20 protein-coding genes are annotated in these 22,747 nt (G+C 67.6%); 11 read left to right on the forward strand and 9 right to left on the reverse strand.

The annotated features are described in order from the left end of the window. Positions 1-390 carry a transposase gene (locus E6U81_RS25460; RefSeq protein WP_240804020.1) on the reverse strand — a complete coding sequence of 130 codons (390 nt, stop codon included), beginning with the start codon at positions 388-390 and terminating at the stop codon, positions 1-3. A gap of 140 nt (positions 391-530) precedes the next feature. Here E6U81_RS25460 and E6U81_RS25465 point away from each other — a divergent pair, with 140 nt between their 5' ends. The 3 genes from E6U81_RS25465 to E6U81_RS25480 all read left to right on the forward strand — a co-directional run bounded on the left by E6U81_RS25465 (position 531) and on the right by E6U81_RS25480 (position 2,903). Then, positions 531-1,103, forward strand: a complete 573-nt coding sequence (locus E6U81_RS25465; RefSeq protein WP_136232420.1) for a hypothetical protein — start codon at positions 531-533, stop codon at positions 1,101-1,103. Further along, positions 1,100-1,651 carry a hypothetical protein gene (locus tag E6U81_RS25470; RefSeq protein ID WP_136232421.1) on the forward strand — a complete coding sequence of 184 codons (552 nt, stop codon included), beginning with the start codon at positions 1,100-1,102 and terminating at the stop codon, positions 1,649-1,651. The genes E6U81_RS25465 and E6U81_RS25470 overlap by 4 nt, the downstream gene beginning before the upstream one ends. A 697-nt stretch (positions 1,652-2,348) precedes the next feature. After that, entirely contained in the window at positions 2,349-2,903 is a 555-nt protein-coding gene (locus tag E6U81_RS25480) for a hypothetical protein (RefSeq protein WP_136232422.1), read from the forward strand. Positions 2,904-2,934: 31 nt separating this feature from the next. Here the strand turns inward: E6U81_RS25480 and E6U81_RS25485 are convergent, their stop codons facing one another. Further along, on the reverse strand, positions 2,935-5,283 hold the full coding sequence (locus tag E6U81_RS25485; RefSeq protein WP_136232423.1) for a DEAD/DEAH box helicase: 2,349 nt from the start codon (positions 5,281-5,283) through the stop codon (positions 2,935-2,937). A gap of 262 nt (positions 5,284-5,545) precedes the next feature. On the opposite strand from E6U81_RS25485, the gene E6U81_RS25490 reads away from it, so the two are divergent. From E6U81_RS25490 to E6U81_RS25505, 4 genes are all read left to right on the forward strand, one after another. Beyond that, positions 5,546-6,565, forward strand: coding sequence for a TniQ family protein (locus E6U81_RS25490; protein WP_136232424.1), 1,020 nt, complete (start codon positions 5,546-5,548; stop codon positions 6,563-6,565). Positions 6,566-6,732: 167 nt separating this feature from the next. Further along, the gene (locus E6U81_RS25495) at positions 6,733-7,428 is read left to right on the forward strand and encodes a hypothetical protein (RefSeq protein WP_136232425.1); all 696 of its coding nucleotides are present in this window, start codon (positions 6,733-6,735) and stop codon (positions 7,426-7,428) included. Continuing rightward, a complete protein-coding gene (locus tag E6U81_RS25500; RefSeq protein WP_136232426.1) occupies positions 7,425-9,809 on the forward strand; it encodes a Mu transposase C-terminal domain-containing protein in 2,385 nt (794 codons plus the stop codon). The genes E6U81_RS25495 and E6U81_RS25500 overlap by 4 nt, the downstream gene beginning before the upstream one ends. Beyond that, on the forward strand, positions 9,809-10,879 hold the full coding sequence (locus E6U81_RS25505) for an ATP/GTP-binding protein (RefSeq protein WP_136232427.1): 1,071 nt from the start codon (positions 9,809-9,811) through the stop codon (positions 10,877-10,879). Before E6U81_RS25500 ends, E6U81_RS25505 begins: the two co-directional genes overlap by 1 nt. 67 nt (positions 10,880-10,946) lie before the next feature. On the opposite strand, the gene E6U81_RS25510 is transcribed toward E6U81_RS25505, so the two are convergent. Genes E6U81_RS25510 through E6U81_RS25520 form a run of 3 tightly spaced genes read right to left on the reverse strand, consistent with a single transcriptional unit; the run spans position 10,947 to position 13,941 of the window. Next, the gene (locus E6U81_RS25510; protein WP_346766170.1) at positions 10,947-11,477 is read right to left on the reverse strand and encodes a Mov34/MPN/PAD-1 family protein; all 531 of its coding nucleotides are present in this window, start codon (positions 11,475-11,477) and stop codon (positions 10,947-10,949) included. Beyond that, on the reverse strand, positions 11,474-12,940 hold the full coding sequence (locus E6U81_RS25515; RefSeq protein ID WP_136232428.1) for a ThiF family adenylyltransferase: 1,467 nt from the start codon (positions 12,938-12,940) through the stop codon (positions 11,474-11,476). The genes E6U81_RS25510 and E6U81_RS25515 overlap by 4 nt, the downstream gene beginning before the upstream one ends. Beyond that, on the reverse strand, positions 12,937-13,941 hold the full coding sequence (locus E6U81_RS25520) for a nucleotidyltransferase (protein ID WP_136232429.1): 1,005 nt from the start codon (positions 13,939-13,941) through the stop codon (positions 12,937-12,939). The genes E6U81_RS25515 and E6U81_RS25520 overlap by 4 nt, the downstream gene beginning before the upstream one ends. A 483-nt stretch (positions 13,942-14,424) precedes the next feature. Between E6U81_RS25520 and E6U81_RS25525 the strand changes: the two genes are divergently transcribed. Continuing rightward, entirely contained in the window at positions 14,425-15,573 is a 1,149-nt protein-coding gene (locus tag E6U81_RS25525; RefSeq protein ID WP_136232430.1) for a hypothetical protein, read from the forward strand. Between the two features lie 64 nt (positions 15,574-15,637). Here E6U81_RS25525 and E6U81_RS25530 read toward each other — a convergent pair whose 3' ends face one another. Beyond that, positions 15,638-17,107: an SAVED domain-containing protein gene (locus E6U81_RS25530; RefSeq protein ID WP_136232431.1), complete on the reverse strand. Its 1,470-nt coding sequence runs from the start codon at positions 17,105-17,107 to the stop codon at positions 15,638-15,640. Positions 17,108-17,426: 319 nt separating this feature from the next. Here E6U81_RS25530 and E6U81_RS25535 point away from each other — a divergent pair, with 319 nt between their 5' ends. Further along, positions 17,427-18,593 (forward strand): hypothetical protein, encoded by a 1,167-nt coding sequence (locus tag E6U81_RS25535; RefSeq protein ID WP_136232432.1) that lies wholly within the window; start codon positions 17,427-17,429, stop codon positions 18,591-18,593. A gap of 861 nt (positions 18,594-19,454) precedes the next feature. Here E6U81_RS25535 and E6U81_RS25540 read toward each other — a convergent pair. Next, positions 19,455-20,624: a ThiF family adenylyltransferase gene (locus E6U81_RS25540; RefSeq protein ID WP_136232433.1), complete on the reverse strand. Its 1,170-nt coding sequence runs from the start codon at positions 20,622-20,624 to the stop codon at positions 19,455-19,457. A 107-nt stretch (positions 20,625-20,731) separates the two neighbouring features. Further along, positions 20,732-21,016: a DUF3892 domain-containing protein gene (locus E6U81_RS25545; RefSeq protein WP_136232434.1), complete on the reverse strand. Its 285-nt coding sequence runs from the start codon at positions 21,014-21,016 to the stop codon at positions 20,732-20,734. A 196-nt stretch (positions 21,017-21,212) separates the two neighbouring features. On the opposite strand from E6U81_RS25545, the gene E6U81_RS25550 reads away from it, so the two are divergent. Both E6U81_RS25550 and E6U81_RS25555 read left to right on the forward strand, forming a co-directional pair. After that, positions 21,213-21,590, forward strand: a complete 378-nt coding sequence (locus tag E6U81_RS25550; protein WP_136232435.1) for a helix-turn-helix transcriptional regulator — start codon at positions 21,213-21,215, stop codon at positions 21,588-21,590. Beyond that, positions 21,591-22,172 (forward strand): ImmA/IrrE family metallo-endopeptidase, encoded by a 582-nt coding sequence (locus tag E6U81_RS25555; protein ID WP_136232436.1) that lies wholly within the window; start codon positions 21,591-21,593, stop codon positions 22,170-22,172. A gap of 87 nt (positions 22,173-22,259) precedes the next feature. Here E6U81_RS25555 and E6U81_RS41770 read toward each other — a convergent pair whose 3' ends face one another. After that, on the reverse strand, positions 22,260-22,391 hold the full coding sequence (locus E6U81_RS41770) for a hypothetical protein (protein WP_276615826.1): 132 nt from the start codon (positions 22,389-22,391) through the stop codon (positions 22,260-22,262). Positions 22,392-22,747: the final 356 nt, after the last annotated feature.

The following is a 22,747-nucleotide window of genomic DNA, read 5'->3' on the forward strand; positions in this document are numbered from 1 at the left end:
TCACGCTCGCCGCCGGGCCTGCCGGCGGCTCATGAGCATCGTCATCGACCACAGCACCATCTGCTCATGCACGGCGGGCAGCGTCTCGTAGTCACGCACCAGGCGCCGCGAGCGCATCAGCCAGCTCAGCGTGCGTTCCACCACCCAGCGTCTGGGCAGCACCACGAACCCCGAGGCGTCGTCGCTGCGCTTGACGATCTCCAGAGCGAGCCTTAGTTGCTGCTTCGCCCAACTGACCAGGCGACCCGCGTAGCCGCCGTCGGCCCACACAAGGACGATCCTGCGATAGCGGGCCCGGACACATTCCAGCAGCGGCATCGCGGCGTCCCGGTCCGTCACGTTCGCCGCGGTGACCAGCACGGCCAGCAGCAGCCCCAGGCAGTCGACCACTGGCGGTCGGACTCCCGCAATGGGCCGTTCGGGAGACAAGGGCATCAGCATGCAAAGCGTGGAGAGGGGACACATCCATTCGGGCGATGCGGGAACGGTGAAACGATCCGGCTGCAGGCTTGCTCCCTACCGTGGCGAGGATGAAGCCGTTACAGATCGTGCTCACAATCACCTTGCTGGTGATAGGGGTAACGGCGGCTGCGCCTCCCCCTGCCCCGGACACGCCGGTTCTGGTCGCCGCGGCGTACGCGGCGTGCTGGACGAAGTACTCGGGCGGGCAGGCCACCGACTCCCGCGGCAATTCTTCCGTCGACGGTGGTGAGCTCACGTATGACGACGCGACGAGCCTTGACGACGCTTTGTCGCACGCGGTGCGGTCCTGGAGCCTCGGCACGATCAGGATCCGCAAGGACGACGCGACGAGCTACGCCGATGTCGAGTTCAAGGACACGAACCGCACGGACGGGCAGTGGCGCGACCTGTACGGCTATTGGGAGCACGGGCCAGGCACCGATGTGATCTGGCTGAACCTGGCCAATCTGACGACGGCCGAGGCAAAGCGGAAGACCGCCGCGCACGAATTGGGACACGCCCTCGGCTTCTGCCACAAAGACCCTTCGAAGTACTCCACGCTGATGGCACCTCACACCGGTGACATGGCGTCGGCACCAACGGCCCAGGACAAGAAGAACTACACACTGCTGTGGGGATGACGACCGTGAAGAAGAAGACCTGGGCGCTGGCCGGTGCCGCGCTCGTCCTCGCCGCCGCCGCATTGGGAGCCGCGAAGGTCGCGCTGGAGCCGGGGCTTGTGCCGACCTCGTCAGCGGACGTCGGCTACCGGGCCACTGACGACCGCGAGCTCGCAGGCCACGCCGACGAGCTCCTGTGGGCACGGATCACCGGCAGCAGCGAGCACGCCCCCCTCTTCGGAGGAGGCCCGGTCCGAGTCGACTATCGGGTCTCAGTGGAGAGGGCCTTCAAGGGCACACCGCCGACCACGGTGACCATGAGTGCCGTGTACGCGGACGGCGACGGGAACCGCATGGAGGAGGGCCGGTCGTACGTGATCGCGGTAGCGCGTGGCACGCAGGAGGAGACACGGTGGGTGTTGCCGGGCAGTGCCCCCGTAGACACGCCTTCGCTGGACGACACCGGAGATGTCCGCCAGGGCGAGCACAATGCTTCTCGGCGCGATGCCGCTCCGGCAAACCAGGAAGCCCGCTGGGCGCAGGCAGTGGCCCGGCAAATCGAGCGTTGACACCATTCCGTAGGCCAAGTAGCGCACAGCGGTGTGGGCCGCCGCCTGGTGGGGGCGACGGCCCATGCGCGCCTTCCGGTCACGATCGGGTTTGCCGCATTGCCTGGCTGCGGGTCGGTCACATCCCACAGGTTCCGCGGCGGCGGTGCGCTCGACCTGCGTGGTGGTAAAGGCGGCGGCACCAGGTTTCAGTGTCGACGGTGCGGCCGCGGTCGTCGCGCAGGGAGCGGTGTCGAAGCGGTTGCCCCAGACGTAGTCGCGTCGGTCCTGGAAGAGGTCGGTGCGGGCGTGGCCGTTGCCGGTGTGGATACGGATCGTGGCACGGGAACCGATGCGGACGTTGTTGAAGCGGTTGCCGTCGTTGTCGCGCGCCCGGGGCTGTCGGCCTGGACCGGGCTGATCTCCACCCGCGGCCGCTGCTGGTGATGACGGTCCCCGTCGCCCGCGGATCGTCATACCGGTCAAGGCCGACCGAGGGCGTTCAACAAGATCGTGTGAGAGCTCTAAGGGGGTTGCTGCCCTGTCGGGGTGAGCTGCCGGGCATCACTGGCTCCTTCGGCCCCAGAGCCGCGAAGCATTGTGGTCACAACTGCCCCGAAGCCGGTCGCAATCGTTCTTGTCTGCACGTTCGGGCAGGTCGACACCGCCGACGCACCTAGCGTGGCTACTGCCGAGCAGTGTCGTGGAAGGCGATCCCATGAATGAGTCTGTCGCTGGCCTCCCGTCCATCCGCGCCAGATATGCGGCCGTGGTGAAGGGCGACTTGGAGCTCATCGCGAAAGAGCGTGAGCGGATCCGCAGTGATATCGCCGCTTTGCAGGACCAACTGCGCCTCCTCGATGACGGCCAGGCCTGGCTGGAGGTCTTGCGAAACAACATGACGCAACCGCCGGAATCGGGCACCGGTGCGGCTGGTGGCGTCCAGGACGAGGATGCCGCTGAGGCGGTTTCCGGTGGCGGGGAGGCTGGGGAGGGACTGGTCACCCCGACGGCTGTGTCTCCCAAGACGGCGTCCAGGGCACCGACGTTGCGGGATCTGATCGTCGACGAGTTGTGTAGCCGGGGCCGTCCTTGTTCCGCGCAGGACGTGGCGGCGGCGTTGGGCCGGGCACATCCGGGTCGGCGGATCAAGGAGCCGGCGATGCGCAAAGCTCTGGAGTCGATGGTGGGCCAGCAGCGGGTGCAGCGTGTCAAGCGCGGGAGCCGGGTCTTCTATCAGGCGGCTGGCGCCAGCGCCGCCGGAAAGGGGTGACCTGCCCTGCTTGGGCTCGCCCCGTGCCGAGTCATGCTGCGGCTGCGGGCCCCACGGGCGGAAGGAACATGGACGGGATCCTGGCGTCGATGACTTCGAGGGCGGTGCGCTGGGGTGGTGTCATCTGCGCAATGCCCCGCTGCCGGCGTACCAGCCATGAGTCGAGGGCGACGGGGTCTCCGTCCATGTCTTCAATGTGGCCTTCGGGTACGTGGAGATTTCCGTGGCGTAGGTGGTAGCGGCGGGCTGCGCGCAGACCGCGGTTGAAGGCCCGTGCGCGCAGGGTCGTAGGCCGGGTCAGCAGCATGGTGTGCGGGTGGGCGTCGGGACAGGCGCGCGCCAGCGTGTCCAGCAGGTGCTTTTGCTGTGGGGCGAGGAGGTCGTGCTGTGTGATCTGGCGGTCCAGCCAGGTGTCCCACGACGAGTCGTGGACGTGGTCGGGGTGGTAGGCGCACCGCCAAGAGGTGGTGGTCAGGCGTCGCCGGATCTGCACGTAAGTGTACTGCCAGCGCAGGCTCCAGGGCGGGTTCCAGAAGGGGTCCACGGCGTCGAGCGCGGCGATGCGGGCGGAGGCGAGTTCTCCGATGTCTGCGCGGCGGCGCATTGTCTCGAGCCAGGCGGCCGTGGCGCGGTCGCCTGCGTGGGCGTGTTTCCCGAGGGCGAGGGTGCCGTGGCGGGCGGCGCTGGCGGTGGCGTGCTCCAGGTGGTGTTCGAAGCTTTCGGGGGGATGGGGCCAGGAGATCCCCAGGAAGGTGAGGGCGGTGGTGCGGTCGGCTGGCAGGGCGTCTGTCGCGTGGAGGGAGCGCTGTTGGCCGATCCACTGGCCCAGGGCCAGTCCGTTGGGGGCGACGTATTCACTAGGCACGTTCAGGTGGTTGTGCCGTTCGTAGAATGCCTGGGCTGCCTGCCAGCCGAGGTCCCAATAGGCGTTGTTGCGTGGGCGGTGGGTACGCAGCCCCATGGCGCGGTTGACGTCGGCGACGCGGGTGGGACGGGCCGGGATGGGCTGTGGCCGAGCCCGCTGGCGTTGCCCGAACCGTCTGAAGATCTTGGAGTCGTAGACGGCCAGGCCGTTGAAGAATTTCCAGATCTCGGAGAACTGGGAGGACTTCATCGCTTCCTGCGTGGTCTGTCCCGGGCGGGTGTAGACCGGTAGGAAGATCGAGGCGCATTTGTCCTGCCCTGCCGGCTTGCGCAGGCCCCGGCCGATGGTCTGGGCAATGTTGCTGGGGGTTCGGCGCGGATCCGCGATGAAGATTCCGTCGGTGTTGGGGGCGTCGACCCCTTCGCTCAGGACCCGGACGCTGGCCAGCACCGCGGCATCGTGTGTGTCGGCGGCGCTGCCTGGGGCCAGCGCCGAGAAGTGTTCGAACTCACGGAAGTACTGCTGGCGTTGCCAGGCCGGCTGCTGGTGGTACAGGGCATGTGACCACGGATTGTGGATGCCGGTGTGGTCGGCGAGGATCTCGGCTGTTTGGGGCAGCGTGTCGGCGAAGCCGCGGGCGGCGGCGATGCGCGCGTGGAACGTCAGTACCTGGCGTGCATCATGTTCGGCCATGGCGGTCAGCAGGCCTGCCTGCATCGCCGCGATGCGCAGGCCGTCCAGATGGGGTGTGGGCAGTTCGTCCTGAAGGATCTTCAACAGCTTCGTGTCGCGAATTTCGGGGACGATGAGCTGGTAGTCGGCGAGGATGCCGCGTTCGATGGCGTCGGCCAAGTCCAGCTTGTAGACCGTGGGCCCGTAGACGGTGGGGTCGTCCATCGAGGCGAGGCGTTCGAGGCGCGGGCGGGCCTTCGTTCGCTTCGTGCCCGTGGGGCGCCAGTTGCGAGGGGTCGCGGTCATGTAGAGGCGGTGGGCCACCGGGATAGCGCGGTCGTCGTGGATGAGGCCCCACTTCTTGTCCCAGTCTCCGCTGGTGCGGTGGGCCTCGTCCGCGAGCGCGAAGTCCCAGCGTGGCAGCCCGTGGGTACGGTGGGCCTCGGCCAGGGTCTGGAGGGAAGAGTAGGTGGCGAAGACGGCGGTGCGCCCTCCTTGGGCGATACGCCGGACGAGCGCGTGCGGGTTGCCGGTGATCCAGAGACGGCCGCGCAGGTGGCGGTCGTGGACGCCCTGCAGCGAGCATACGCCGATGAGTTGGTCGAATTTCCCGTCTACAAACCACCGGGCCGCGGTCTGGATCAGCAGCTCCAGGGTGGGCACCAGGACGAGGACCGGCCCGCTGGAGGAGAAGTGCTCGGCGATGCGCTTTCCGATCAGGGTTTTTCCAGTGCCGCAGGCGGCGACGATGGTCGCGGCCGCCAGGCGCCTGGACAGCAGGGCGTGCACGCCAGACGCGACGGCTTCTTCCTGGTGCGCGCGTAGTTGGGCACGGCCGGTCATGAGAAGCGGTGGCTCCCTCTCGGCCGGCCGCTGCCGGCAGGCCGGGTTGGCAGGTCTGCTTTTCGGCAGGGTGCCAGGGGTGCCGCGCCGTCTGAGGGGCATCGACCAGCAATGTTCTTCTTTTGCACTTCGTCCCGGCGCAGTCGTAACGCTTTGCGCCTACCGGCTTCCGGTTGGGATCACTTGCCCGGTGCGTAGTGCCGGCCCGGGGCGGACGGAGTTGGATGGTCACGGCAGTGGGGCACTCCGTGGAGAGGACGTCATGGTGAAGCGGGACCCGTGGCTGGGCCGCCGTCCGCTGCACCTGCGGCTGCGGTTCTTGCAGGACGAGTCCACTGGGTCGTACGTGACCAGGCTGGCCGCCCGCAACCTGTGGCCGGTGGAACAGCTGTTGGCGAGGGTCGGTATCGGCCCCATGCCAGTGGAGCCGCAGTACACGGAGATGTACGTGAGCCGGTATACGCGCGAGCGGCTGGCAATTCTCTCCGGCTGTTCGGAGGCCGAGCTGTCCCTGCGGCTCGTCAGTGTCCGCGATGAGTTCCTCATGCCCGACGGCTCGGCGGACGACTGGGACTGGCCGTGGGATGCGCGGGCCGGATTTATCGTGCAGGCTTGTTCGCTGTGTGCGGCGAGCCGTGGCACCCGTTCCCCTGCTTGGCTAATCCTCCCGGATCCGTGGCATGTGTGTCTGCGCCATCGGCGCTGGACGGACAACTCCCGCAGTCTCCAGCATCCTTACATCGATCTGCGCGACCGCCCGGGCGTGGTCCGAGCCCAGCAGCGCCTGAACCGTGTCCGCAAGCGTCTGGGATACGAAGCTGCCCGGTGGGTCGAGGCGGACGCCCTGTCGGTGCTGACGTGCGTCGGATATCGGGAGGACCCGTCACGGGCCAGGGAGCAGGAATGGGCCGTGCTCGCGGCGCAGGTGGGCGAGCAGCGTGCGCGTCCTGTGGCGCAGTTCGGCATGCTGTCCCGGCTGGCCTGGGACATGGCTTGGTTGGAGGAGCGTCGCCGCGCAGGCAGGCTCAGCGCGGCGGACAGCCAGGACTGGCTGCGACGTGTGGTGCGCCAGCGTGGCTTCGCGTTCCGCGAGCCGCTGAATCACTGGATCAGCGGCCATCGTCCACTGCGGCACGCCCGGCATGCCTCGGGCTCCGGCGAAGGGAGGCCAGGGGAGACGGAAGTCGCCGGGCAGGAGGGTGCGTCTCTGGCCTCGCTGCAGGACCTCACGTGCCTGCCGTGGGTGCGGATGCCGAACGAGATGGACCGGCTGTTTCTGTAGCGGCCGCGCGGCGGGTCGTCCGGGGCGGCGAGGCGCTTGCCGTATCCGGCGCAAGCCCAACCGTCCTCTTTCGGGTGAACGGTGGCCGTGCTGCTCCGCGGCGGCGGCGCCGCCGTGACGCTGGAGCAGTCTGGGGCCACCACGCCCTGGGCACGGGGAGGCATGTGATGGAGGTTCAGGTCCGTCACCGCGACGTTTTGGGGCGGGAGCGCCTGGTGTCGCCGCGTGCCCTGCACGGGGCGCCGGTCGAGGAGTGGCCGGTACTGCACGAGCAGCGCCCGTACAACGGGCGCAGATCGAAGGTGCGGCAGTACTGGTCGTCGACCACAAAGAAGAGCTTTGTGTGCCGGTCCCTGGAGCATCGGGACGCGGCCATGGTCCTTGACCGGGATCCCGACGTCGCCTTTCTGTCCGCGTCGTCGCTGCAGTTGGAGTGGCGCGACGGGGAGCGTACCGGGGTGGTGGATCCGGCCTTCATGGCCCGCGCCGTGGGCGGGCAACGGCGCCTTTACCTGTATGCCCGGGGCGGGCGGGAGCCCGATGAGCAGGAGGCAGCCGTGGCACGAGCGGCCGGGCAGGAAGCCGGCTGGCAGGTCCGAACGGCTCGGGTTCCGGCCGGCCAGCTGCGCCGCAACCTGTATCTGGTGTCGCACTTCCGCCACGACGAGAATGCGGACGAGAAGGCCAGGGCCTTGCTGCTGCATGCCTTCGCCCGACCGCGCCCCCTGTGCGAGGGCGCCGACTGCCTCGCGCTCCCCCGGGCCCTGTGCTGGTATCTGCTGTGGACAGGCGAGTTGACTACCCAATGGGACCTGCCGTTGATCCCCACCAGCCTCGTGTGGGCAGACGGGGAGACTCTATGAGTACCCCTTCGGCGTCGGGCGCGGAGAAATCGGACGGGCCGGCAGAGGCGCTGCGGCCGGGAATGACGGTGCGGTGGGAGGCCGGGCGCTATCTGATCGCCGCCGTTCAGGGCTCCACCGTGCACTTGGCCGCCCTGGACGAGCACGGCCAGGACTCACGGGTATTGGTCACCGTGCTGGTCGCCGCCGTGGATTTCGCCGTACTCGATGAGGCCGGGATGCCGCAGGAGCCGGAAACCCTGCCGGACCTGTCGGTGCTGGACCGGCTGGACGAGCACCAGCGCAAGGCGGTGCAGCACTGGAAGGAACACGTGCAGGAGGTACTGACCGGCCGCCCGCTCCATGCCCGGGACGGCCGGTTCACCCCGCGGCCCGGCTACGACCCGGCGACGACCACCCGCAGCGCCCGCTACGCGCTCAAGGCCACCGAGCTGGCCGCGGCCGGGCTGACCGGCTCGGTCGCCACCGTGCAGCGCAAGTGCCTGGCCTATGAGAAGGAGGGCATCCTCGGCCTGATCGACCATCGCTGGCTACGCACCAGCTCGCGCTACGGCCGCTGCGACGAGCGGCTCGTGAAGCTGGTGCTGCAGGAGCGGACGCCGGGCGGCGAGTCGACGGGAACGCTCTCCCGGCTGCGCAGACGCGTACGGATCGCTCTGCGCCGCGCCTACCCGAGTGAGTTCGATGCGATGTGGCCGGCCCGGTCGACCTTCTACGACCTGCTGCAGCGGCTGGGGATCACTCTGGCGTCGGAGGAGAGGGCTGCCCGGCGGGATGGGCCGGGCGAGCAGCTTGCCGACGGGCCCTTCCGCCCGGCCGTGGTATCGCTGTTGGGCGAGCGCGTGCAGATCGACTCCACCGGCCTGGATGTAATGGCCCGCGGCGATGACGGGCGTCCCGTGAACGTGGAATTGACTTACGGAGTCGACAATCTCAGCCGCTGTCTGCCCGCCGGGATGATCGTGCCGAAACGTCCGGGGCGCAAGAAGGGACCGGGCAGCCGGCGCCGGGGCGGGCGGGGGACCAAGGCGCTGGACGCTTCTTTGCTGCTGGCCCAGATGATGGCGCCGTTGCCGGCGCGTCCCGGCTGGTCCCCTCTGGTGCTGGCGGAGAACTCCGACCTGCCCTTCGCCGAGATGCTCGCGTGCGACCCGCGGATGGCGGATGCTGCGGCCCGGCCGGTGATCCGCCCGAAAACCGTGATCGTCGACAACGCCAAAATCTTCAAAGCCGCACACTTCAGGGACGCCTGCGAGACGCTCGGCATCGAGGTAGAACCAGCTCGGGAACGCACCGCCGAGGACAAGGCAATCATCGAGCGGACCAACCGTTCGATCAAGAGCGGCTTCTCCCAGTTCGTCGCCGGTTACACCGGCAACCGGCTGGACCGACGCGGCAAAAACGTCGAGCACGAACCCCTGCTGCCCCTCAACAAGTTGCAGGACCTGTGGCACGAATGGGTGGTCACCGAATGGCAGACCACACCGCACGAGGGGCTTCGGTCCCCCTTCCTCCCCGCCATGGTGCTGACACCCAATCAGATGTACGCCGCGGCCGTCGCCGCCGAGGGTATGCCCCGGCCCGCCTCCCCTAAGGAGAACCGTAAGCTGCTGCTGCGCGCGCAGCGTGTCGTCACCCGCGACGGCATCAAGATCGACAACCGAACCTATGTCAGCTCCCGCATCCGGGACTTCAGGCACCGCCACACAGGCATCAAGGGGCAGGGCCAGCGCTGGCCGATCTACTACAACCCCTACGTTCCGCAGCGGGTGTGGCTTTACGACCACACCGTGGAAGGAGATCCGGCACGTGATCCCTGGGTGCCGTTCGACTTCAAGTACCAGTACCTGATCCACGACGACTGGACACAGTACCTGTGGGAGCAGGCCGCGCTCCTCGTCGGCGAGCAGGACGACCGGGAGGGCACCGAGGAGGCCATCGCCCGCGCGGTGGACGACCTGTTGCACCGCGCGCGCTGCGGTTCCAGCTCCTCTGCGGCCCCCGTTCCGGCGGCCGCCTTTGTCCCGCAGACGCTGGAGATCACTGAGTCGGCCGTCAACCCGTACGCCGGGATCACGCCGGCCGTCGCGGGCAGTGTGAGGCCCGCCCCGCTGCTCAACGTCGCGGCCAAGGATCTCTTCCCCGGCCAGCGTGCGCCCGGACCTGCAGAGGACTGCGCGGACGCGGACGGCGGGTTGGCACCACAGCAGGACTCCGCTCCACCCCCGGACCGCAGGCGCCGGCCCCCCGCAGCACGGCCCAACGGTCTGACCGGCGCGCCCGGCGACATCTTCCGCGGCATGCGAGCCGAGCGAGCCCGGTCGTCGTCCGAGTCCCGCGACAGCGATGCGCCGCCGGGACCCAACCGGCAGGAGACATGATGGACAACCTGGATACCGCGCAGCGCGCGGTCGCAGCGACCTCGACACGCCAGTTCCTGCGCTACGAGCCCGAACTCCTCACCGAGCGCGAGGGGTTCAACGCCTTCGTGCGCCGTGAGCGCAAGGCGCCGGAACTGGCGGACTGCGCGCCCCTGGGCACGGAGATCACCGACACCGATCCGCGCATGATCTACCACGGGGAGATGATTCCCGTCATGACCCCCGACGTGGAGCAGGGGCTCAAGGATGCGCGACGTACCTTGCGCACCAACCGGTTCCGGCCCCTCGGCAAACGCATGAGCATGATCATCGATGGGTGTGCAGGAAAGACCATTCTGCTTCTCCAGATCGGCCGCGCCTTTCAGGGAATTTTGGAGACCGAACGGCAGCCGGACCGCGTGTGGACGCCGGTCGTCCACATCAACGTCCCGCCCCGCTGCGACAGCAACCTGGACTGGTCCCTGCCGTTCGCGGACTTCTTCGGCATGGACCACACCCTCAACATCGAGAAGCGGAACTACCGCAGCACCGACATGACCGAACCCGTCGTGCACCACATGAAGGAGAGCAGGACCTCGCTCATCCTGATCGACGGTGTTGATCGCATCCACGACAGCGAACTGGACACCGCGTTCGACTACTTCGACTCCCTCCAGGACCGGCTCCGTCTGTCGATCATCTACTGCGGGCGCGGTGCCACCGGCATCGTCAACGAGGGCCTGCGCCAACGCGGTCGCAGTGGGCGCCCCCGCACCTCGGAGCAGTTCCGCAGCAGCCTGCCCGTCATGGAGATCAAACCGATCCCCTTCCGGGAAGGAGCGGAAGAGGGCTGGCGCAGCGTGCTCCAGGCGTACGACGACAACCTCGTGCTGTACAACCACGAACCCGGATCCCTGCTGGCCCTCGACATGGTGCTCCATGAACGCACCGGCGGCTACATGGACACCCTCGACCAGTTGATCTGTCAGACGGCTCAGCAGGCCATCGAGGACGGCACCGAGGCCATCACCGAGGAGGGCCTCAACGACATGATCGTGGGCCGCCAGGACTGCGAGGACGACGGAGCGTAGAGCCGAAGAGGCGTTGGGACATCTGCCTGACGGCTGCGCTCCCCCTCATCAAGCCTGATGCAGAGCATCACCCCGGGCCGTCCCGCCGAACCGCGCCATCGGGCAGCGGTCCGGGAGCTTCGGATCTCGATAGTGGCGGAAGGACCGTTGCCGCCTTACTTGTGACCTGCCCCATTCGCTGGCGTCGTGTGATCAGCCCGGAGAAGGGCTGCTGCGCGCCGGGAGCGTGCACGAGGAGAGCGAGCGGGCCGTCGTGCTCCCGGGCAGTTGCCTGCATGGCGGCAACGTCGGTCGGGCTCGGTCCGGACGGTGCGGGATGACTGTGCCACTCGCCGACGTAGCCGGTTGGATCATCATCCGCTCGCTGGGCCAGGAACGCTGCGAGGAGAACGTTCGCTCTGACGTCGTCGCGCACGTACCTGTGGGTGGACGCTCCTGGACCCTCGACAACGAGGGCATGAGTGACGACGATGTGGGCGTCTTCCCTGTAGCCGAGGAGGATGCCACCCGTTTCCCGCGGCAGATGCTGAGCGGTCCCGGACACAATGACCTCGTATGCCTCCTGCCGCACCTCGATCCTTGTTGCTGGCCGGGTCACTGCTGATCCGCTTCTGCTGAGGAGGGGAAGTGGCGTGTCTCCCCGGCGGGGTGGAGGGGGCGGTCGAGGAGGAGACCGATGGCGTGGCGGACGGTGGCCGCCGCCGCCTCGAGGACCGCGTGGGGCGGCGTGGGCGAGATCGGGCTTCCGCAGCCTGCTTCGAACAGGGGCGGGGCCGCAGTGTCGGCTCTGGTCGTCGAAGGCGGCAGTGGTGCGGCGTCGTTGAGCGGTGGCAGTACGTCGATACGGTAGGTCCTGCCGTCGTTTTGAAACGCTGTGGAAAGGACGTGCGTGCCCAGTGACCGGGCACTGACGTGCAGGAGCGCGGTGGTGGCGAAGTCGGCGGTGGCGTTGACGACGAGATCGTGGTTCCGCAGATGATCGACAGCGTCGGATCCCGTCGTCAGTGCGCGATTGACGGTTCCGATGCCTGCGGCCGGCGCCTCGTGGTTCCTGACGATGTACTGCTTGACCGCTTCGACTTTCGACAGTCCGACCGCGTCTGGTCCCACGAGGTGGCGTACGAGGTTGCCCGGCATGACGACATCGTCGTCGATGAGCGTGAGGTGGCGGGCACCGGAGCGCACCAGCAGGTCGGCAATGAACGATCCCAAAGCGCCAACGCCGACAACCGCGACCCTGGATCCGCGTAGCTCGGGAGCGAGGAAGCCTGCGCGGGCAGACCGGGCGGCCTCGGTGTCCGCCGCTGAGCGCAGACGTGCAACTGCCGTGCCGCCGTCCTTCTTGGGCACCACGTCCAGCACGATCGCGCCGGGGTGGGGGCCGCGCCGGTAGGTCAACACGACGATCGCGACCGTATGCTGTCGAATTCTGCGGTCCAGGTCCGCGTGCGGGTCGATCCTGGAGGAGATGTCCGCCCAGGTTCGCGGCGGCACGTCCACCTCGCCGAGGTCGGTCACGTAGCCGAAGCGGTCCTTGCTGTGCTGGAGCGTCTTGCCAGGGCGGGTGCCGTGGCGGATCCGCATCGTGTTGTTGCCGGACGGGCTGAAGCGGACCGGGTGGTCGAGGTACTGGGCGAGATCGTCATAGAGGTAGAGGCGCTGGTCCATGGACGGCTGGAAGTACCGTTCGAGGTCGAGGTCGGGCCGGTCGTCCGTCCAGCCGGTGTCCGCACGCTCGAACCATGCGGTGACGTGTTCGAGGAACGCCTGCGCCTCCGTCCACCACAACCCGTCGTGATCGTCCTCGGCGACCAGGCAAAGACCGCCGTCCTGATCGCGGTGCCAGGACCAGGGCACCGCGTCGTGATCAACCGGCGTCACCGTCGGCGGCCGGAAGGGAAAGCGGGCCGACAGGCCGATCACGACGCGGGTCGGGCCCGCCGCGTGCGGGACCGGCCCTTCCCACCCTGCTTCTCCCTCGCTGAACCCGGCCCGGATCAGGCCTTCCTCGAAGTGCTGCCGACAGTAGGCGACATACTCGAGGACGTCGTCAGAGGTCACCCGAAGGTCCTCGTGCCGGCCGGCACGACACGGGCGCCGGGCGAGATCGCGGACGCCTTCTTGCTGCCGTCCTCGTTGAAGCCGGGCGGCATCGGGAAGACCGTGTCTCCATCGCCGTTCCTTCCCAGCAGTTTCCGGAATGCCAGCGCGGCCTTGCCCGCGTCCTCCTCGTCGAGCGCAGCCTCCGCCGCCGCCGCGGCACCGGCGAACTGCGTACGCGCGGCATCCAGCTCGTCGGCGGTCGCACGGATGCGAATGGTGTGTCCGGGCAGCGTCGGATCGGCCACCGCGATGTTGGAGGCCACGAAGTTCTCCACGATCATGCTGACTTCCCGGAGTGCGGAGACGTAGTACTCTGCCTGGTCGTCGCCCGAGACCGCGCCCGAGGCAAACGCCTGATAGGCGGCCATCTCGATGAAGAAGCCGCCGGGCTTCTTCATGCCGAGCAGGGCACGACGGGTCTGACGCAGCAGCTTGACGGTCGGCACGTAGTACTCGTCGTGGTTCGCGTTCATCGTGCTCGATAGTGTCGTCAGCCCGTCGGGGTTAGTGCGCACCCACTCGTTCCCGTCGCCCTTCTGCGGGATCTCCCACGTCCCGTCACCGTAGGGACGGGCAGGCACCGCGTCGACGTAAAGGTCGTACTCCGGGAAGGAGACCTGCAGGCTCCGGTCCTGGCGCTTGGTACGCCGGTGCCCGTCGGCGTCGGTGCCGAACTCCGCGTGCAGGACCTTGAAGAATCTGTCGAGGATGTCCTTCGACGTGACGTCCCCGGGAACCTCGGCGAGGCGCACGAACACGTCGACGTCCTTGATCCTGCGGATGGACACGTTGCGCTTGTAGGAGCCGATCAACACCGGGCTGACACCGTACTCGGCGAGCTTCGAGTCGGCCTCGAGGGCATCACGGACGAGGCGATGGGCCTCGGGCGCGTTGGTCTTGTCGTCGCCGGGCTCGATGGAGCTCAGCGCCTCCTTGAACTGCTGCTTCAGGTGAGCCATCGGGGCCCTCCGATCCAAGAGTTGTGACTGCATTGACAGCGCTGGGCCTGGCTCACACCGCTGACAGCGCCAGGCCAGCCGGGAGAGGACCGACAACCTCGTTGGGGGCCATCAGGAACAGGAACGTGTTGGACGGCTCACCGTTCACTATGTGCTGTGCCTCCTCAGGCGTGTCATGCGGCCCGGGTGCACACAGCAGCCGCTGGCTCCTCGGTGGGAAACCTGCGGTCGCGAACAGGCACTTCCGGCTGCTCAACCACAACGGTAGAACGCAGCACTGACAATTCCCCCTGCACCGTCGGGCCAGTCCAGCGTCACAGGGCGGTCTGCGGGCGGTAGGCGGCGCACGCGCGCAGGTGACGCACCAGTTCGGTGGGGCGTACACGGGCCAAGGCGTCGGTCGTGCGGCCTGCCGCGGTGCCGGGGTGGCGTGCACCCGGTTCCTGGCGCAGGATCGTCGCGATCGAGAGCTAGGCTGAAAGGGTGGAGCACATGCGGTGGCTAGGGCAGTTGAGACGGCTGGTGTTCTCGCGGGAGGGCGGCGGCACGCTGCTGATGGCGGCCTGTACGGCCGTCGCGCTCGGGGTCGTGCCGGACATCCTCGAGCAGTGGACGCGCCAACCATGGGTGTTCCTCGTGGTCTTCGTCGCGGCCCTGCTCCTGGTTCTGACGGGGTGGGTGCTGCAGCGCCCACGCGGGCTTGGCGTAGTGGTCAGTTTGTATCCGGCAGACCGGACGCAGGCGTCCCGCGTCCTGGCGCTGAAGAACGCGTCGCGCCGGACACACGGCGCGACACTGGTCGTCGACAGCGCGCTCCTGTGGCCCGGGGAAGTCTCGGTGCAGGGCCGCTCGGACGTTGTCGACTTCGTCGCCCGGCTCGTCGACGCGCAGATCGAGGAACTGCGGGCGTCAGGGAACACGGAGCCGGAGATCGCGCTCTACGTCCTCGCGCACCTCCAGGACGCCTTTCTTCTCGGGCGGCGCCTGGCCGACGACGTCCAGACGTCGCTGGTCGTGATGCATCTGTCCCAGGCGGCCGGGCGGTCGGTGGTTCCCGGGGTCGTGCTGGGCAGCGGACTGCGCGACCCGCTCGGCGCGCAGCAGCGCGCCCGGGTTGGCCGGCTGCTTCCGGTCTACCGCGCGGAGGAACCCGCGCTCGTGGCGATCCCCGAGGCGCCCGGGCAGCAGCGTCACCGGATCGCGGTGATCGTGCGGCTGGCGTCGGCTGCCTCCATGGTCGACGACGCCCGCCACGTGGCGGCGACCGGACAGGTCTCCTATGGGCCGGAACACCACACCGGTTACCGTCTGCCCGATACGGGTCCCGCTGGCGGGCAGGGCCCGTGCGGCGCCTACCTCGTCATCGACGCCGGCGACGCCTACCTGCCCGACGACCCGAGCCTCAACGCTGCGGTGACCACCTACATCTGGGAGCGCTGGCAGGCCGCACGGCGGCAGTGGGCGCAGCACCTGGGCGGCACGACCGCGGTGGAGGGATTGCTGTTCTTCCACGGCCCGCTGCCGGTCGTCCTCGCACTGGGCTGGCTGGCGGCCCGCGATCGCCTCACTCTGGTCCACCATGACCTGCGCCTCGTCCAGGGCGCACCGCCCTCTGCAACGGCAGGGCCCTGACGAGGTCTGCGGAAGAGCCGGACCACACGCTCCCGCTTCATCCCACGTCAGCGCCCGATCCTGCTCACGCGTTGACGACGAAGGCCTTCTCGTACACCTGCTCCGCGTTGACGTCCTCGTACACGATGGTGGGGCGCAGTCGGTTCCATCGATGGCCCAGCAGCAGGGCCAGCCCCTTCGGGCCGGCCTGGAACAGATGGATCTGGGGATGCGGGCGGCAGGCGCGGCGGACGCAGTCCCTGATGCCGACCGCCAGTGCGTTGGCCGCTGCCCCGTCCGGGACCGCGTTGTCCTTTGGCCCGCCGGGGGGACGCAGCACCAGCAGCCGGGATACGGGCAGTTGCTGCTCGCGCAGGAATTCCAGCACATCCCGTGTCGGATCGGTGGCGACCGCGACGGCCACCGCGAGGTCGGGGCCGAAATCGAGGTGATGCTCGTCGACGGCTGGCACCAAAGGGCTGCTGTACTCCTCGCCGGACGACCACAGTTGGGCCCGCTGGGCCACGGCAATGTCGACACCGGTCACCATCCGAAAGGCTGCGCCGACCATGAACGTAGGGGCCAGGCGGAGACTGCCGGTGAGAGCCACGGCGGTGGAGCCCGGCCCCATCCGGGACGGTGCCGCTTCGAGGTCCACCTGCAGCTGCTCCCAGGTCGCCGGGGCGAGCGGACGACGCTTGGTGTACTGCGAGGCGCTCTCGAAGCGGTCCACCCAGTCCACCGCGTAGTCGGCGTCCTGCGCCATCGGGTCGGGCTTCAAGGTAGCCACGGACAGCACCGCCCGTGATGACCCCGCAGCGAGCTGCATCGCCCTAATCGCCTCGCGGATGTCTGCCAGGGACAACCGACGCTGCCCGTCGGCGACCTGACGGGCGACCCAGTCCGCTCCGGCGTGCATGGACTCCTCGTCGAACCGCAACCCCGCGGCGAACATCATCATCTGCAGGTGCTCATGCAGATGCTGCACGTCACGTGCCAGGTCGAAACGCAGCACCTTCAGCAGCTCCAGCAGCCTGTCCTGGCTCAGACCGGCCCCCTCAGCCCAACGCATGCGCGCCTGACCCGTCTTGGAGCGTGGGCCCTGCCGGGCCGCCTTCGGCAGGAGAAGCTGGGTGCGGGAATCGCGAAGGGAGATCAAGGGATCTACCGCGTCAGGCGACCGGTTGCTGAGCAGCGCGAAGTCGACCGGGGTCCCGTCCTGGGTCAGCTGTTCCCAAGACCACGCCAGTTTCCGCAGGATCGACGGCCCGCCCTGGTCGCTGGACTTGAGCAGATACTCCTCGTTGACCGGCGTGCTGCTGTCCGCCGCGTACTTGACCTGTGTATAGGTGTGCGGAGGCTGTTTGCGGTACAAGACGACATCGTCGAGGTTGCCCACACCGTCGACCTCAACGCCGACCGCCACGACCGGATCGGCCGAGTGAAGGGCCGCGTCTCGTATTGCTGTTACGCAGCCCTGCCAGGCGATCAACCATTGGTAACGGTCACCCGCGATACGGACACCCGTCGAGCTCGGAGCAGGCAGGTCAGGCAACGGACTTGATCTCCTTCGGGATCGGCCACCGCGCAGCGGTCCACTACTCCCCCCAGTAGACCACCACACACGTCCGTCGCCGCTCCAGAGCCATCACGCCCCCAACCTCCCTGTGGGCAGGCGGTTGATCACGACGGAGCCCGAACCATGAGGCAGCAAACCGTCGACAGATTTGTCGCTCACCCGCCCTTCTTCACCTTCAGGAACGGAAGCCTCGACTCCGTCGGAAGCAGCGCGTTCGGTGTCAGTGGGGCTCTCTACGATGCCCTCCTGCCCACCCGGTGTGGGACGTAGTTTCGTTCGGCTCAAGAGAGGCAACGTGGCGAAGATCGACCCCATCGCACGCGCGGCGGCAATGTCTGCACGCGGGCTGATCCTCAAGGCCCCCTACCCCGGCGCGGACAAGCCCTGGCCAGCCATCTGCAAGACGTGCATGCAGCCCACAAAGTCCAGCTACACCAGCGTCATCACCAAGGGGCAAGGCCCCTGCTTCACCTGTGGGCAACGCAAGAGCTCCGCTGCAGCGGCCCGCAAGCGTGCTGTGCCGGCCGAAGTTGCGGAGGACAAGATCCGCGAGGCGAATGTCAAACCGCTGGAGACGTTCCCCGGCACTCAGGGGGCTTGGCGCGGCCTGTGTCTTACCTGCTTACGCGAGATCGACGTCTGGTACTGCAGCGTCGTCTACTCCGGCAACGGAGCCTGCTACTACTGCTCCGGAACCCGGCAGATACCTGACGCCGACGCGCGCGCGGAACTCCTCACTCTCGGGCTCGAGGCCCTCGTGCCCTATCCGGGCTCGAACGAGAAGTGGCGGAGCCGCTGCACTACGTGCAAGAAGATCGTCGACCCGACTCTGTGCAACGCCCGCAAGACGAAGTCCCCCTGCCGGTTCTGTGCTCAGCGCGCCACGGACCCCGAGGTGGCCGTTGAGACCATGAAGGAGGCGGGGTTAAGACCGCTCACCGCCTTCCCCGGAAACGTTAAAGCTGTCTGGAGGGCAGAGCACATCGACTGCGGGAAGCAGGTGGATGCCGTGCTCGACAAGGTCATCCAGCGCCGCAGGGCTTCTTGCATCCACTGCGTTCAGTACGGCTTCAAGCAGGCATTGCCTGCCTTTCTGTACCTGCTGGTGCACACCGCGCTGGGGGCCGCAAAGATCGGCATCTGCAATGACGGCAGCGGACGGATCCGAACTCACGAGCTCAACGGCTGGCGCCAGGTGCTCGTTACACCGTTGTCCGGCTACCAAGCCGTCCGGGCGGAGCAGCATGTCTTGAACCACTGGCTCGCGCTCGACCTCCCCCAGGGCGTTTCCCGCCTCGACATGCCACAGGGCGGCTGGACAGAAACTGTCGCGCTGCGCGACCGCTCCCTGCCCGAGCTCCGCGAGGCCTTCGACGCAGCGGTCGCCTCGGCCGTGAGGCCCCGCTGCTCTGGATCAGCCACGGATCCCAGCCCCAGCGAGGAGGACGGGTACCTGTTCTGACCGGCGCTCGGATGCACCGGCACGCCCGCCTCAGCCTTCACTCGTTGCCGAGGCGGGCCGCACACGCCAAACGGTTCGTGCGAAGCGCACGATGCAACAGGGCCGACCATAGACCGCTCGACGGCGTGCACGAGCGGCCCCGCCGGTGAGGGCGCAGTCGTGCACCGTGGCCTGCGCGGCGTACGTCGTCAGGCGTCGCCATGCCCTTTAGCGCTCTCCTCCGCAGCCGGCCACCAGGCCGCCCAGCGTCCGCACCTCGTCGTGGCCAGCCGTCAGCTCCCACTGCAGCTTCAGACACCTTCCCGCAGATCACGCCCCATTGCTAGTGCGCACAGCGGATGTTGATCGCGGCCGCCCCTCACGACTCCGCGATTAACACGTCCACATGTACTTGAGTCAGAGTCCGGAACTACTTGCTGCGTACCAGGTCAACCGGATGTCGAGCGGAGAAAATGCAGGTCATCTGCCTCTGAGAATCGTCCAGCTCTATTTGCAGCATCACAGGTCAAAGGCATGCGATCCGTGAGGATCACATCATCCCCTGCTGGACGTGACACCTGTTCTGACCGATCTCCTCGGCCGAGTACCGACGGCTCCAGTGGACGCGACCGTTCCGGATCCAGTAGTGCGCTCGACACGGGAGTGCCCAGTTTCCGATCGAGGGGGAAAGGGACACGCTTTCGCCGTCGTAGGTGAAGGCCCACTGAGCTGGGGACAGTGGTGTGACAACCTCATGACCGCATCCGCAGCAGCAGAGGTGGCCGCAGGTCCGGTAGAGGATCGAGACGTACAGGACCCCGGGGTCCATTCGCGGGGGAAAGGTGTCGGTGAAGACCGGGCGCAAGGTGTCTTGCGGCGGCGTCACAGGAGGTCCTCGTTGGCGATTTCGTTGGTGATCAGTGAGTACGTGGTGTGGCTTTCGTCGGTGGCGTCGGCGTAGATGCCGAGGGAGCGTTTCCAGCGGATGACGGCCAGGGTGGCGTTGAGCGCGTTGAGGTCTGCGGTCTGGATGTTGCTGGCGTATGCGTCGCGTTCGGGCGCCGCCTGGGGGATGCGGTGGCGGGCTGTGTCACGGCGGCCCGGAAGGCTGGTGGTGACGCGCAGGAGTCCGCTGAGGCGGCCGTCGATCTCTTCGATGCCCATACCGACGTCGATGAACGGCACGTCGTGGGCTTCGAGCCATCCCATGATCGCTGGCTTGCTCGCCGCGTCATCGGAGGCGAGGAATGCGAACGTCGCTCCTTCAAGGAGGCCGAGGTTGTCTTCGTCGAGATACTCCGTGCTGGCGGTCACGTGTCGGTGCATGTTCGTGTAGACCGAGGCGAGGTAGGCAGCCTTGGGCGGTCGTTGACGCAGGGTGTCGAGGGTGGGGGCGCCCGGTGCGCGGAAGGCGTTGTGGTTGTCGAAGGTGTCGCCGTCGATCAGGAGGATCGAGTCGACTTCGGTCTTGGCGACCTGGTCGAGGATGTAGCTTCCGCTGCCTCCGAGGCCGACGATCACAATGCGGTGGCCGCGGAACCGAGAGTTGATGGCCGTGATGCCGGCGCGGGATGTGGCGGTGTCCCGGTAGGCGAAGGGGCTCTCATCCTCGACCTCTTGCCATGCCGCGCCTGGGGTGGGGGTAACCGAAGGATCGAGTGCGCGTGCCTGGTCGACGAGGATTCGCACGTAGGCCGTGATCTTCATGTACTGGTCGGGGTAGCCGTCCGGGCCGGGCTTGCTGGAGAGCATGAAGTTCGCCTGCAGGTCCTCGGCGATCACCCGGTGCTCGGGGTTGGCGAGGGTAAGGGGGCTGCCGTGCTCGGTGCACGGGGTGGAGCCGCCGAACCAGATGCGGTGGTCGGTGTCGGAGACGATGCGGTCTCCGGTGACGGTGACGGGGTAGGTGAGGAATCCGTACTCGACGGCGCGGTTCTCGGTGACGTACGGAATGCGTTGGACGACGATATGGCCGGCGCGGACGACGACGTCGTAGCCGTCGTCGAGGAGGCGGGACAGGTCCGGGTCACGAGCGAGAGGTCCGGTAGACATGGGGTCCTCCTGGAGTGGGGAGTGCGTGTTCGGACCGGTGGTCGCCGGGGTGTCTGGCGCGCCGCCGTGTGGGCGGCGCGTTCGACGGCCGGTTGGACGGTGGCGGGTCAGCGCCGGGGAAGGGCGAGGAGGTTGTTGGTCCACACGCCGTCGGCGCGGGTGCGCAGGTACTTCTCGCCCCGGGCGGGCGTGACGACGACGACCTCCGTGCGGTGTCCTGCCGCGTCGCTGGTGTATGCCTTGCCGGACTTGTTCTCGATCCAGTCGACGATCTGCGCCCGAGTGCTGTTGCCGGTGTCGCCGGAGGTCTGGTTGGTCCACCACAGGTGGGTGATGTGCTCGTGCGTGGTGCCGCCGGCCGTCAGGCGCACCGCGGTGATCTGGATAGCCATGTTGCTGTTCCTTCTGTTCCTGCCGGCGGCGTTCCGACGGGTTCCCGCAGCCGGCGCTGGCGCTTGGCGTCTTCTCGGGCAGTGCCTCGCCCGCTCCCGAGAATGTCTCGAATGTGAGACACTTGTGGCGAGAGTAGATCACCAGTGTTGTGATAGTCAATCACTTGCATCGAAAGTGAAACGCACTGGAGGAGCCATGGCGAAGGAACAGATCGACGTCGAGGTCCTGTACGGGGCCCTCGACGCGCAGCGGGCCGCGCGGAATCTCTCATGGCGGCAGCTGGCCAAGGAGATCGAGGTGAGCCCGTCCTTGCTATCCCGCCTGGCGAACGGCCTGCGCCCCGATGTCGACGCTTTTCTCACCCTCGTCCGCTGGCTCGGAGTCCCGGCCGAACGGTTCATCGCGGCTGGCATCGAGCGGGACGAACCCGAGCAGCCTGAGCTGATGACCCAGATCGGCCCTCTGCTGCGAGCACGAAAAGACCTCGCCCCGGAGGATGTGGCGTACCTGGAAGCAGTGATCCAGGCGACGGTCCGTCGCGTAAAGGCACTGCCTCAAGACCGGGAGGCCTGAATGCGACGAGGCTTCAAAGCGGACGCCAAACGTCTCGCACTCGAGGTCCGCGGCGAACTCGGCCTCACCGCCTACCAAGCACTGGACCCCTACGCATTGGCTGACCTCTACGGCATCCGGGTCCTGTCCCTGCAAGAACTCGCCGAGGACTCTCCCACGCTCGCCGACGCACTCCACCACTTCACTACGGTCCGGCCCGACGTCTTCTCAGCCGCCGTCCTGCCTCACGGCAACGGGCGAATCATCGTGGAGAACTCGGGCCATGAAGCACCGCGGCGTACTTCCACGCTGGCCCACGAGATGTCCCACGTCCTCCTCGACCACGCCTTCACAACGCTGCTGCGCAGCAGCGTGGGAGAGCCGTGCAGGGAGAGCGACCGCGATCAGGAAGACGAAGCGGCAGAACTGTCAGGAGAGCTGCTGATCCCCTCGGAGACAGCAGTACGCCTCGCCTACCGCCACACGCCTGACGAAGTCGTGGCAAGCAAGTTCGGCACCAGTGTCGAATTCGCCAGATGGCGCATGAACGCCACCGGGGCACGCCGCCGAGCACAGCGAGCAGCCCACCCCACTGGGAGTTAGAACTGTTCGACTCATGGGGAGTCGAAGGGCCAGGGAGTGCCTCTGGCGGGACCAGGTCGAGCGTGGCTCGGACCTGAGCAGGGCACGTCAGCACCGGCGGCTGGTGAAAACCACGGTGAACACCGCCACCAGGATGGCTGCCACCGCGCCCACGGCACCGATCGGCGCGATCAGCAGAGGGTGGACAAGGCACAGGTAGCCGGTACCGGCCAGGATCACGAGGACTAGGAGAACCAGGAGCAGCAGTACAAGCGGATCGGTACGCGGCGCCGGCGGCTGATGCTGGGGTGACTGGCAATAGGAGACATGTCTGGGTTCCTTTCGCTGGATACTTCCTTCTGGGAGGTACGTCTGGCGGGAGGGCGCGATCAAGCTGGTCTCCCTATGTCTGGCGGGGTGAGCTGGTTGGAGTCGGCAGCGGCGGGAATCTGGAATCCCGGTTGCGTCCCAATTTCATGTTCGAAAGCCACTACCGTTATGCGGCCACGGAGAACACTTCGAGAGGGGCCGACGAGACCACCCCCGCAGACGCCGTGCCTTCACAGGCCCGGTGCCAGTTGCCCGGACGCACAGCT

Source organism: Streptomyces sp. A0592, from assembly GCF_004795115.1.
Lineage (GTDB): Bacteria > Actinomycetota > Actinomycetes > Streptomycetales > Streptomycetaceae > Streptomyces > Streptomyces erythrochromogenes.